We start from the raw sequence: 13,013 nt of genomic DNA, 5'->3' as shown, positions 1-13,013 counted from the left end.
TGAGTATAGCATGAGTGATAAAAATTGTAAGAGGTGAAATAAAATTGAAAACTCCATTATAAACACATATGGAAAATAAGTCAGTAGAGGGAGAGCAAAGAAATATCAATAGTGTAAAAGAATACACAGTAAAAATCAAAGTAGATACAACTGAATTAGACTATGCAGTTAAAAAGCTTAAAAGACTTAATAAGCTAGTAACAAAAAATAAATTGTCACGTGTAACAGTTAACACACATGGCAATTTAGACGAAAAGAAAATTATTGAGCTTATAGGCAAGTGCCAATTGAAATAGAGAAGGTGATTATTAATGCTAACGATTGAAATAGAAAGATGAATAAAATGCAAGGAGATAAATTTAAGAAAACTTATGAGAACGCATCAAAAGACAAAAGAGAACTAGAACTTGCACTTATAGAGTTAGAAGAATTAGGGATTAAAGTTGATGTAGTTTATTTATCTGATAAAGAAAGATAGGTAAGGAGTAGTTATGGAAAGTGTTCAACCAAAGTATGTGCCTATTAGCACATTAGCTAAGATATGGGGGCGCAGCAGAATGTATATATACAGAAGAGTAGATATAATCCGCAATGAAGGAAAGTTCAATGAAATATGTATGCAACTTGGATCACAACAAATACTGGTTCATGTAGATAAATTTGAAACATGGATGAAAAGCCAGAATATGAAGTGGTTAAAGGGGTATAACAATGAGAACCAAGTTAGACATTATCAATAATATTCAGTTGATGTTATGGGGAATGATTCTAGGACTATGTGGAGGCATAGAGTTTCTACATGGCTAGAATATATTATTAAACGTTTTGATGATGATACTAACAGGGGCAATCATATTCCTGTTAAGTGCATTAAAAGGGGTGATTATACATGAAAACAAAAGGGAAAGGTCTATCACTGTTAGGAAGGTATCTAAAGTTCAATGAGACAGAGGTCAATGAGTTAAGAGAAAAAATTAAAAATATTACTTATAACCGCTTTTAGTTTAAGAAAAGTTTGGTGGAACTCAATCAATAAATAAAAACTTAAATATTAGATTGACTGATGCGGAGTTGAATATGATTAATGGATGCGCTCAACGATTAGGTATAAGTCGGACAGATGCTATTATTAAAGGAATTGAGTTGATTGAGCAAAAAAATAAGACTCAGCCACCGTGGAAAGTTACTGTGTCTTACAGGAGCGAGAACAATGTTCTCTATGAAATATTATATCATGAGTGCATTGTTCCCCTAAAGGCTAAGGAGCTAAAATCATGAAAAAATTAGTAGTTATTCAAAATAATAAAATAGTAGTATCAAGTAAGGATATAGCGGAACATTTTGGCAAAGAGCATAAAGTGGTGTTAAGAACAATCAGAGAAATTTTATTGGAACAAAATTGTGCCAATGAATTTTTCCAAGAGAAATCATATTCTTATAATGGTAGACATCTTCCATTTTACTTAATGAATCGTGATGGCTTTTCACTGCTTGCCATGGGATTTACAGGAAAGAAAGCATTACAATGGAAGTTAAAATATATTCAAGCTTTCAATGAAATGGAAGAAACATTAAAACAAGTCTATTTAGAAGAGAATGTAAACCCAAGTGAACTACATTGTAAGACATATAAAGGTGTACCTGTTATAACCATTGGTGATTTTGCAGAAATAGTAAAGAAAAATAGAACAAGTATTCTATGGCATTTAAAAGATAAAGGCTTATCATATCAACTGTTAGAAAAATTTGCCCCTTTTTAAAATGTAGAGTTTGAATAATATAGTAGTGGTGCGGAGCGTTGAGTATAAACCCCTAATCCGCACCAAACATAACAATAGAGGTCATCGTTATACAATGTAACAATGACCTCTATTTTTCTTTTTATAGGTTGATAAGAAGGATTACCATGAATATATTATAGAGTTTCTCGTATTCGAGTATAGTGTTGATATAAAGAGTATATAAATAGTACTAAAGGAATCAATAAGCAAATAGCACCAATTGTTTCTGTCATAGAATTAGGCCACATTGGAATGATAAGACCACAAGCGATGAATACACTAGATATAGCAGGAATTCTCCAAATATGAGTAGGAGATAAGGTAGATTTTATAGATGTAGTTTTCATAGGGATATGATATCGTTTCATAATCGTTAGGATAATACCTAATAACATACCAATGATGATAATAGTATCCCATATGGCCCATAATATTTTTAATACCATGGAATTATGATTATGAATATGTAAGTTTATCATAGTTTTCATTCCGGTGAAATACCAAGGAATTTCTTTTGTTGCATATTGATCGAGAGTTGAATCACTATATAAATTGGCATATACAGGCTGACCTAAAAACATGGCAGGATCCTCATCATTTTGGCTACCTAAATAAAAGGCATAGTGATAATTGTTAAATTTTGATGGATAATCCATAGAAATAAGTTGACGATTAGGATAGGTTGATAGGATTCGTTGAATTGCTTCAGAAGGAGATAAAATTTCGGATGTATGATTAGCTAATTCTTGTGTTGCTATAGAGGCTACATTTTTTGTGTAATAATCATTAGCAATAAAAAAACCTCCAATCCATACACCTGTTAGAGATAATATAATTCCCCAAACAGAAGCAATCATAGAAAATTCACGATGCAGAGCGCTGATTTGTAATCGATTTGATGTTTGTGTACTTCGTTTATAGGCGGAACTGAAAGGGCCGTATAAAAAGATACCACTAAGGATGGATAAGAAGCATATCATAGATAGAATAGTTACAAGATAAATACCAAATTTTCCTAAGGCTAATCGAGTATGTAATTCATGAATTGTGTGTAGTGCACTTCGTACCCATGGATGCGTAGGGGTGACACGATGAGATTCAACAAGTGTATTAGAATTTGGATTATATAAGGTATAGTCTCCTCCCATACCCATTCGTGCAGGTGGGGCAGATGTGGCTGATGAATCAATAATTCTATAGCGTAATAGGTTAGATCTATTCATGGTTGGAGAAATATTCAAAATATCTTTGGATGGATATTGTTGTTTTACTAATGCAGCACCCGCATCTGCTGCATCAAATATAGAGGATGAGTATGGACTCATTGTCATAGTAGATGTACTATGAGAGGGTTGTCCTAAAGACCAAGCATTTAATTCATTTCTAAATAATAATAATAAACCGGTAATGCAAAACATAAGAAAAAATATAATAGAAAAGATAGATATTCTCTTATGCCATTTGTAAAAAGTTGACATATAGTTACTCCTTTCATATAAAATCATAGTTATAATAGCTTAAATAGGCTAGAAATTCAATCATCTATGACTATGAAAAAAAGTTTTAATGTATATAATTTATAGTTTTTACCTATTAATAGTGTAATAAAATTTATATTGGGCAAGAGAAGATTCTTATGATATTCTGTATACTCAGAATTGAAATATAAATTTTATTAGTAGTATTTGTAGTTATGAAAGGATAGAATTATGAAATTAAAATCACTATTCACACCACTATTGGTGGGTATATTGGCGTTAGGTATTGCGGGCTGTAGTACATCGACAACAACGCAAGAAATTAAAATTGGCGCTACGGCAGGTCCTCATGCACAAGTGGCTGAGGCGGTAGCGAAAGAAGCACAAAAGCAAGGCATCCAGTTGAAAGTAGTAGAATTTTCCGACTATATCACACCAGATAAAGCCTTGGCAGACGGAGATATCCAATTGAACGCATATCAACATGTGCCGTTCTTGGAAAACTTTAATAAGCAAAATAATTCTAAACTAGTGCCAATCGGCAAAACCATTTTAATGCCAATGGGTATCTACAGTAATTCTGTAAAATCTCCTATCGATGTGAAAGACGGCGACACAGTAGCAATTCCAAATGATCCAACGAATGGTGGACGTGCCTTAGCCTTGTTACAACGAGCAGGTCTTATTAAATTGAAAGAAGGCGTTGGTTTTAAAGCTACAGTAGCAGACATTGTGGAAAATCCTAAGAACCTAAAAATTCAAGAGCTAGAGGCAGCACAATTACCTCGTAGCTTAGATGATGTGACATTAGCGACGATTCCGATGAACTACGTGCAAAGCGCAGGTATCAACGTAGGTGAAAAAGGATTGTACTTAGAACCAAAAGATGAGCCATTAGCAGTGATGATCTTGGCTACACGTGAACAAGATAAAGACAACGCAACATACAAAAAAATTGCAGAGATTTATCAGTCTGAGGCCATTAAACAATTCATTGCAGAAACTTTCAAAGGAACCATTACATCTGCAAACTAATCACTATGAATATAGAGGTCTACCCATGAGGTGGACCTCTTTTTTGCATCGTTGCAAGGATAGTGAAACGATAGGCGTATCGTTTCATAATATATAAAAATACATAGTTACACACAGTGCGCACATATGATATACTATAGAATATATCTTTTAGTACTTTCACTAAGAAAAGGAGCACTTATAGTCATAGATATAGCAAGGGTGTAGCCATTGTTACAGTGAAGTATAGTTGCCTATGGTATACTATAGATATGATATCGGAATCAATAAGAACCTATACATAGAGTATATAAAGGAAAAGTGTGTCACCAGAGTGGTGCAAGGAGGTCTTTATGGAGTTAAGACATGAACTAGAATTTGATAAAGATTATACGATGGAAGAGGCCTTTGCAGAGGCAAAGCGTTGTTTGAACTGTGCGAAGCCATTGTGCCGTACAGGTTGTCCTATTGAAAATGAAATTCCTCGTTTCATCCAAGCTATTGCACATGGTAATTTTGGATTAGCCAACGATATTATTGCAGAGCGTAGCAGCTTGCCAGCGGTGTGCGGCCGTGTGTGTGCTCGTGAAAAACAATGTGAAGGGGCATGTATTTTAAATCGTGCGAATAAACCCATTAATATCGGTAAATTAGAGCGCTTTGCTGCAGATTTTGAAAGCAATAATAATCTTCGCAAGATAAAACCAAATCGTAAAGACCAAGGTAAAATCGCTATTATTGGTTCTGGCCCTGCTGGATTAACAGTGGCTGGAGATATGGCAAAATTAGGCTATGATGTGACAGTATTTGAACGCCAAGATGAGCCAGGTGGTATCCTATTGTTTGGGATTCCGGAGTTCCGTTTAGGCAAAGAAATTGTACGTCGTGAAGTGAAGCGTTTAGAAACATTAGGTGTTACTTTTGAATGTAATGTCACTATCGGTCCAGATCGTAACTTAGATGCTCTGTTTGAAGAAGGTTTTGATGCTATCTTTATTGCTACCGGTACTCATGTGCCAATGGAAATTTCTTTACCAGGTGATGACAAAGCAGGTATGTTACAGGCGATGGCATTATTGACATCTGTACAATTAGTACAAAATGGTAGAGCTGAAGAATCATTAATTCCTGTATACAAAGGTGATAAAGTTCTCATTATTGGTGCCGGTAATGTGGCGATGGATGCGGCTCGTACTTGTGTTCGTCTTGGTGCTGAAAGTGTAACAGTGACGTACCGCCGTGGAGAAGAACAAATGCCAGCAAACCCATCTGAATTTGAAGAAGCAAAAGAAGAAGGCGTTCATTTTGAATTCTTAGCCGCTCCAAAAGAAGTAATAGGTTCAGATATCGTGGAAGGGTTGACATTTACACGACAAGAATTACAAGAAGATGGATCTGTGAAAAGCACTGGCGAAGACTTTACGTTACCAGCGGATAAAATCATCGTGGCCATCGGTCACAAACCAAACACACGCTTAGTGGGTCCTGGTAATGGTATTGAAGTGAATGAGTCTGGCTATGTGGTGACACGAGATATGCCATATGGTATGACAAGCCGTCAAGGTGTATTCGCAGGCGGTGACGTAGTGCATAAACCAGCTACCGTAGTATTGGCTATGCGTGAAGCTAAAAAAGTAGTAGAAGGTATCGTAAACTACTGCGAGGCAAAACGCTTTTTAGGGGAGTAAGATTTAAAATTTTATTAACCTGTGATATAATTGGAATGGAAAAGTTGATGATTTCCATTTACAAGCAAAAACCCCATGGTCTGCTAACCATGGGGTTTTATTTTTTTATAATTTATGATACAATTTAGACAAGCGAAAAAGAGTAATGGTGATTCCATAAAGCTCACCAAAAAAACACCCAGGTGGTCAGACCTGGGTGTTTTTATTTGTCTATATAGCTGACAAGGCTAGGCTAGTTACTTCTTAAATACTCGATCTAGCCATTTACAAATGTAGTAAGCGAGGACATTTGCCGTAATCGAGATAAAAAGAGTAAGGAGTATTAATTCCACAAATCTCACCCCCCTTTCTGTTACCAGTATAGGGGAAGTAACATCTATAGTATAACAAATTGTGGAAAATAACACATCTGAAAGAGTAAAAAAATATAGATATGTACTTGCACACAGTGGACAAAGGTGTTACAATAGTAGACAGTTATTTTATTTTTAAAGTATTACACTTATAGTTAAGATTCGTACGCATATCGTACAGAAAGGAGATTATCATGGCATTGTTAGCAATTCTCGTGCTCGTCCTGTTCATTTTAGTGAACGTCATTAGAACTAACAATTCCATAGAGGTCGCCTTTTCTTCGGTAGAGCTACCATCTTAGGTTTCTTTGTGTACAACATAAGGAATCTAGGGTGTTGTAGTCTATTTGATTAACGTGCATACATATATATGAAAAGGCGATTCCTTAGGGATCGCCCTTTTTTATGTCTAATATAGTATGTCAGAATACTAGATGTGGATTGGGAACCTGTTGGATATAAAATCATAGAACTATTCAATAGAAATCCCATTCAATTATTTCAGTGTTATGCACATAGTATATAGACAACAATATGCGACTATAACAAGTGTTATAAATCATGTTTATATAAGTAGAAAGGATCATTATATGGTACGCAGTGATAGAGTAGCAAAAGGAGCTACACGAGCTCCACATCGTTCATTATTAAAAGCATTAGGATTTATTAACGAGGAAATTGGAAAACCAATTATCGGGATTGCCAATTCTTTCAATGAAATCATTCCAGGTCATGTACATTTGAAAAATCTCGTTCAATCTGTAAAAGATGGTATCCGCGAAGCTGGCGGTATTCCTATGGAATTTAATACTATCGGTATTTGTGACGGATTGGCTATGAACCACATCGGTATGAAATATTCCTTGGTGACACGCAATATTATCGCTGACTCCATCGAGGCCTCTGCCATGGCCACACCATTCGATGCGATGGTATTTATTCCTAACTGTGATAAAGTCGTGCCAGGTATGTTGATTGCGGCGGCTCGTTTGAACTTACCATCTGTATTCGTCTCTGGTGGTGCGATGCTAGCAGGAGTGCACAATGGTAAAAAAATTGGTTTATCCGATGTATTTGAGGCAGTAGGTAAATTTGAAGCAGGCCTCATTTCCGAAGAAGAATTAGAACATATTGAAAACGTAGCATGCCCAACTTGCGGATCTTGCTCCGGTATGTATACAGCGAATACGATGAACTGCTTAACAGAAGCATTGGGTATGGCATTGCCAGGTAATGGTACAATCCCAGCGGTTTACTCCGAGCGTTTACGTCTAGCAAAACGTGCGGGTATGCAAGTGATGGAAGTGTTACAAGAAGGCTTACGTCCAAAAGATGTATTGACGAAAGAGGCTTTTGAAAATGCGGTAGCAGTTGACATGGCATTGGGTGGATCTTCCAATACGGCGCTACATTTACCAGCCATCGCTCATGAAGCGGGCGTATCCTTAACATTGGATGATTTCAACCGCATTGCAGGTGATACACCACAATTGGCTAAATTGTCTCCATCTGGTAAATATTTCATCGAGGATTTACATGCCGCAGGCGGTGTGTATGCGGTAATGCATCGTTTACAAGAACAAGGACATTTACATGAAAGTGCAAAATCTGTGAGCCTGGTGGATCAAGGTACGATTGCTAAAACTATGAAAGTCCTAGACGAAGATGTGATCCATCCTTGGAGTGACCCAGTGTACACCACAGGTGGTATCGCTGTACTGAAAGGTAACTTAGCTCCGGACGGTTCCGTGGTCAAAGAAGGTGCTGTAGATCCAGAAATGCTCGTTCACTCTGGTCCAGCAAAAGTCTTCAACAGTGAAGAAGAAGCAGTAGAAGCAATCATGGGTCATAAAATTGTGAAAGGCGATGTAGTCATCATTCGCTACGAAGGTCCAAAAGGTGGTCCAGGTATGCGTGAAATGTTGACACCAACAGCGACGATCACAGGTATGGGTCTTGGTAAAGACGTAGCCTTGATTACAGATGGTCGTTTCTCTGGTGCTACTCGTGGCGCATCCATTGGTCACGTATCTCCAGAAGCAGCATCTGGTGGCACTATTGCCATCGTAGAAGATGGAGATATCATCGAAATCGACATTCCAAATCGTTCCTTGAATGTGAAACTTTCAGAGGAAGAAATTGAAAGAAGAAAAGCAAATTTAGCACCGTATACATCAGATGTCACAGGATACTTGAAAAAATATGCTATGCATGTATCCTCTGCAGCACAAGGTGCCATCGAAATCCTAGACGAAGCATAAGAGGGAATGTAGTCAGGATATAGAATTATCTATGAGGGAATGCAGTCAGGATACATATCTATGAGGGAAGTACAGGTCCGTAGATAGAATATATACTTAGGAAAGGACGTTTATATGCATAAATTATACGATTTCATGGAGGCTAGGGAGCGATTGGCTACTATCGCCGTGAAAACAAAATTAATTCATAGCTCTGTGTACTCGCAAGAAACAGGCAATCATGTATATATTAAACCGGAAAATTTACAGCGCACAGGGTCTTTCAAATTACGGGGCGCATACAATAAAATTTCCAAATTAACAGAAGCAGAAAAAGCCTGTGGCGTTATCGCCGCCTCTGCAGGTAACCATGCGCAAGGTGTGGCGCTAGCAGCACAACGATTGGGCATTAAAGCAGTTATCGTTATGCCACGACATACACCGCTCATTAAAGTAGAGGCGACGCGCCAATACGGAGCAGAAGTAGTGCTCGCTGGCGAAGTCTATGACGAAGCTTATGAAAAGGCTTGTGAACTACAAGAAAAGCACGGCTATGTGTTCGTCCATCCTTTCGATGATGAAGATGTCATTGAAGGGCAAGGGACCATTGCCTTAGAAATTTTAGAAGAATTACCCAATGCAGATATTATTTTAGTACCAGTTGGTGGTGGCGGATTGATCTCCGGCGTGGCAGCAGCAGCTAAGCTAAAAAATCCACAAGTAAAGATCATAGGCGTAGAACCAGAGGGCGCAGCCAGTGCAAGAGCTGCTGTAGAAGAGGGAAAACCAATAGCACTCCCATCCGTGAGTACCATTGCAGATGGGGCAGCCGTAAAATTAATCGGTTCCAAGAATTTGGAATACATCCAAAATTATGTAGATGAAATCGTAACCGTATCGGACTATGAATTGATGGAAGCTTTCCTATTATTGGCGGAAAAACATAAAATCATCGGTGAAAATGCTGGCTTACTTTCAGTGGCAGGTTTGAAAAAATTGCGGGTGCGAGGCAAAACAGTGGTTAGTATTTTGAGCGGTGGTAACATCGACGTATTGACCATTGCGTCCATGATTACTAAAGGCTTAGTCGTACGAGGTCGTATTTTTACATTTGCTGTGAATTTATCAGATAAACCAGGTCAATTAGTGGCAGTATCTGAAATCTTAGCAGAACAAAATGCGAATGTCATCAAACTAGAACATAATCAGTTTAAGAACCTAGATCGCTTCCATGAAGTGGAGTTGGTGGTGACTGTAGAAACGAATGGGGAAGATCATATTAAAAAAATTACGGCTGCCATGGCGGACCGTGGATATACGATTCACCGTATCAGTTCTAATGAATTTAATGAACATGACTAATGGATGAGATGGATATAGAAAGAGGACAAACTATGAGTGAACAGAAGATGATTCGAGGAGCTCGCATACTCCTAGAAACATTGAAGCGATTGGGAGTGACAGACATATTTGGTTATCCCGGCGGCGCCGTAATTCCTATATACAATGAAATTTATGATTTTGAGGGAATCAACCATTACTTAGCACGCCATGAACAAGGGGCGGCTCATGAGGCAGACGGCTATGCTCGTGCTTCTGGCAAATGTGGAGTGTGCTTAGCTACCTCTGGCCCAGGGGCGACGAACCTTGTGACAGGCATTATGACGGCGCATATGGATTCTATTCCTCTCTTGGCCATAACAGGTCAGGTGGCTAGCCACTTGCTAGGAAAAGATGCGTTCCAAGAATCCGATATCATTGGGATTACCATGCCAGTGACGAAAAATAATTACTTGGTACAAGATATTCGAGATATTGCGAGAACGGTGAAAGAAGCTTACTATTTGGCCACAACCGGTCGTCCAGGCCCTGTGCTAGTAGATATCACACGAGATGCGCAATTAGCAGAAATCTCTTATGAAGAATTTGAAGCAATCTTTAATGAACCGATTTCCCTAGAAGGCTATGATCCAAACTATATTGGACATAAAAAGCAAATCAAAAAGGCTATCGAAATTGTAAAAGCAGCGAAACGACCGTTGATTATCGCTGGCCATGGGGTGTTATTATCAGGCGCTACAGAAGAGCTATATAAATTAGCTACTACCTGTCACATTCCAGTTACAAATACTTTACTAGGATTGGGTTCTTTCCCGGGAGAACATCAATTATCCTTGGGGATGTTAGGTATGCATGGCACCGTATATGCGAACTATGCCACCAATGAAGCGGATGTAATTTTGGCATTGGGTATACGATTTGATGATCGTATTGCAGGAGTGCCAAAAGAATTTTGCCCACAGGCAACAATTGTACATGTAGACATTGACCCAGCAGAAATTGAAAAAAATAAATTAATCGACGTACCTATCGTAGGGGACTTGAAACATGTGTTGAATGAAATGAATCATGAGCTAACACCACAAACCCATGAAGATTGGTTGGAACGCATCCGTGAATGGCGTGAGGAATACCCAATTCGCGTTCGTCCTCATGAGGGAGAGTCTTTATTGCCGCAAAAAGTAATTCAAGAAATCGATAATATTGTGAAGGGCAATGCCATCGTGGTCACAGACGTAGGGCAACATCAAATGTGGGCATCTCAATTTATTACCTATTCGAAACCGAATACTATCATTACATCTGGTGGAGCTGGTACGATGGGCTTTGGTTTGCCAGCAGCTATCGGTGCGCAAGTAGCACAACCAGATACAAAAGTGGTGCTCATCACAGGGGATGGGGGCCTACAGATGAACAGCCAAGAATTACTCCTATTAAAAGCTTATAATATCCCTGTGAAAGTGGTCATCATCAACAATGGTTTCTTGGGCATGGTTCGCCAATGGCAAGAACTCTTTAATAACCATCGCTATTCCTTCGTGGATTTATCCATTAGTCCAGACTTTGAAGTGTTGGCACAAGCTTATGGCGTGCGAGGGGTGACACTGTCCACCATCGAAGACTTGCGTAGCCAATTACGAGACCTTATCCTATCCGATGAGCCAGTGGTGATTAACTGCGTTGTGGAAAAAGAAGAAAATGTGTTCCCAATGATTCCAGCAGGTTGCAGCGCCAAAGATATGATTGGATTGAAAGGAGGCCCTGACAATGAGTAAAGTACGACAACACCAAGTGCTAGTCATTACTAAAAATAAACCAGGTATCGGGGCTCGTATCCTGTCCCTCTTTAATCGTCGTGGGTACTCCGTTACACAAATGACATCTGGCATATCTATCCCTAATCATCATGCACGGATCACATTGACCGTAGAAACAGACGAAGTGCAATTAGACCAAATTCAAAAACAAATCTATAAATTGATTGACGTCATTAAGGTCAAAATTTTCTCTCCAGAACAAGTGGTGCGCCGTGAATTGATGCTTATTAAGGTGAAAGCAGATGTATCTGTGCGACCGCAGATTATCCAATTAGCAGATGTGTATCGTGGTAATGTACTCGATGTAGGTCCTAACTCCATCATGATGGAAATTACAGGAGAAACACAGAAACTAGATGCTTTCATAGAAATTATGAAAGAATATGGCATTCTGGAAATTGCAAAAACAGGTTGCACCGCTATGAGTCGTGGAGAAAAAATGTAATGGCTATACCAAAGCAAGGTGAGTTGTTACATTACGAAGGAGTTACCTTTGTCCGCAATGGAGAAGCGATTTTACAAGGTGTGGACTGGCATGTGAACACAGGGGAAAACTGGGCATTACTCGGCCTTAATGGAGCAGGGAAGTCCACCTTGCTAGGCATGATTATGGCCTACACCTGTGCCACCCGTGGTGAGGTGCGTGTCCTAGGGCATACCTTTGGACAATGCGTCTGGAAAGATGTGAAAGATCGTATTGGATTCGTCAGCTCTACCTTGGGGCAATTTGAACGTACTATGCGAGACGAAACGGTGCGACAAATTTTGCTATCTGGAGCGCATGGCACTATTGGTGTGTATCGAGAAGTGACAGAGGAAGAAGAACAACGTTGTGATATGGTCCTAGCAGATATGGGATTACAACATTTACAACATCGCCACTTTGGGTTATTGTCCACCGGTGAACAACGACGAGCCCTCATCGGTCGAGCACTGATGACGAGGCCAGACTTGCTCATCTTAGATGAACCATGCAATGGGTTAGACGTACCGAGCCGAGAACAATTGCTCCGTCATCTCAATCAACGTGGGACTCAGGACAGTCCTTGTCCGTTTATCTACGTGACCCACCAAATCGAGGAAATCCTTCCCACAGTGACCCATGTGGCACTATTAAAAGAAGGCAAAATCTTTCGATCGGGGCCGAAACGAGAGGTCATTACCGATGAGATTTTATCGGCGCTCTATGGTTTGTCTGTGAAAGTAACTTGGGTCCAAGATCGACCTTGGCTGCAAGTACTTTTATAAAATGTTTTTATAGAGTGCACAAAGATATTTTTAATTATACAAATTTATCATAC

12 protein-coding genes are annotated in these 13,013 nt (G+C 39.0%); 11 read left to right on the top strand and 1 reads right to left on the bottom strand.

All coding sequences use genetic code 11. The features are described from left to right. The first annotated feature begins 68 nt into the window (after positions 1 to 68). From EO112_RS06960 to EO112_RS06950, 4 genes are all read left to right on the top strand, one after another. Positions 69 to 296, top strand: coding sequence for a hypothetical protein (locus EO112_RS06960; protein WP_127163618.1), 228 nt, complete (start codon positions 69 to 71; stop codon positions 294 to 296). Positions 297 to 343: 47 nt separating this feature from the next. Next, positions 344 to 478: a hypothetical protein gene (locus EO112_RS08405; protein ID WP_255416891.1), complete on the top strand. Its 135-nt coding sequence runs from the start codon at positions 344 to 346 to the stop codon at positions 476 to 478. Between the two features lie 13 nt (positions 479 to 491). Then, positions 492 to 740 (top strand): hypothetical protein, encoded by a 249-nt coding sequence (locus EO112_RS06955; protein ID WP_127163616.1) that lies wholly within the window; start codon positions 492 to 494, stop codon positions 738 to 740. A 534-nt stretch (positions 741 to 1,274) separates the two neighbouring features. Further along, on the top strand, positions 1,275 to 1,760 hold the full coding sequence (locus EO112_RS06950) for a Rha family transcriptional regulator (protein WP_127163614.1): 486 nt from the start codon (positions 1,275 to 1,277) through the stop codon (positions 1,758 to 1,760). A gap of 155 nt (positions 1,761 to 1,915) precedes the next feature. Here the strand turns inward: EO112_RS06950 and EO112_RS06945 are convergent, their stop codons facing one another. Further along, positions 1,916 to 3,259: a PepSY domain-containing protein gene (locus EO112_RS06945; protein ID WP_062402270.1), complete on the bottom strand. Its 1,344-nt coding sequence runs from the start codon at positions 3,257 to 3,259 to the stop codon at positions 1,916 to 1,918. Positions 3,260 to 3,490: 231 nt separating this feature from the next. On the opposite strand from EO112_RS06945, the gene EO112_RS06940 reads away from it, so the two are divergent. The 7 genes from EO112_RS06940 to EO112_RS06910 all read left to right on the top strand — a co-directional run bounded on the left by EO112_RS06940 (position 3,491) and on the right by EO112_RS06910 (position 12,960). After that, positions 3,491 to 4,294 (top strand): MetQ/NlpA family ABC transporter substrate-binding protein, encoded by an 804-nt coding sequence (locus EO112_RS06940; protein ID WP_062402273.1) that lies wholly within the window; start codon positions 3,491 to 3,493, stop codon positions 4,292 to 4,294. Between the two features lie 332 nt (positions 4,295 to 4,626). Continuing rightward, complete coding sequence (locus EO112_RS06935; protein WP_127163612.1) at positions 4,627 to 5,961, top strand: NAD(P)-dependent oxidoreductase; 1,335 nt, start codon at positions 4,627 to 4,629, stop codon at positions 5,959 to 5,961. Between the two features lie 943 nt (positions 5,962 to 6,904). Beyond that, positions 6,905 to 8,575 carry a dihydroxy-acid dehydratase gene (ilvD, locus tag EO112_RS06930; RefSeq protein ID WP_127163610.1) on the top strand — a complete coding sequence of 557 codons (1,671 nt, stop codon included), beginning with the start codon at positions 6,905 to 6,907 and terminating at the stop codon, positions 8,573 to 8,575. A 114-nt stretch (positions 8,576 to 8,689) separates the two neighbouring features. Further along, positions 8,690 to 9,916 (top strand): threonine ammonia-lyase, encoded by a 1,227-nt coding sequence (gene ilvA / locus EO112_RS06925; RefSeq protein ID WP_127163608.1) that lies wholly within the window; start codon positions 8,690 to 8,692, stop codon positions 9,914 to 9,916. A 32-nt stretch (positions 9,917 to 9,948) separates the two neighbouring features. After that, complete coding sequence (gene ilvB, locus EO112_RS06920; protein WP_062402283.1) at positions 9,949 to 11,670, top strand: biosynthetic-type acetolactate synthase large subunit; 1,722 nt, start codon at positions 9,949 to 9,951, stop codon at positions 11,668 to 11,670. Continuing rightward, positions 11,663 to 12,157, top strand: coding sequence for an acetolactate synthase small subunit (ilvN, locus tag EO112_RS06915; RefSeq protein WP_009353959.1), 495 nt, complete (start codon positions 11,663 to 11,665; stop codon positions 12,155 to 12,157). Before ilvB ends, ilvN begins: the two co-directional genes overlap by 8 nt. Next, on the top strand, positions 12,157 to 12,960 hold the full coding sequence (locus EO112_RS06910) for an ABC transporter ATP-binding protein (protein WP_062402287.1): 804 nt from the start codon (positions 12,157 to 12,159) through the stop codon (positions 12,958 to 12,960). The genes ilvN and EO112_RS06910 overlap by 1 nt, the downstream gene beginning before the upstream one ends. Positions 12,961 to 13,013: the final 53 nt, after the last annotated feature.

The sequence above is a fragment of the Veillonella sp. VA141 genome, assembly GCF_003992175.1.
GTDB lineage: Bacteria > Bacillota > Negativicutes > Veillonellales > Veillonellaceae > F0422.
This window is presented reverse-complemented; position numbering and strand designations above follow the sequence as displayed.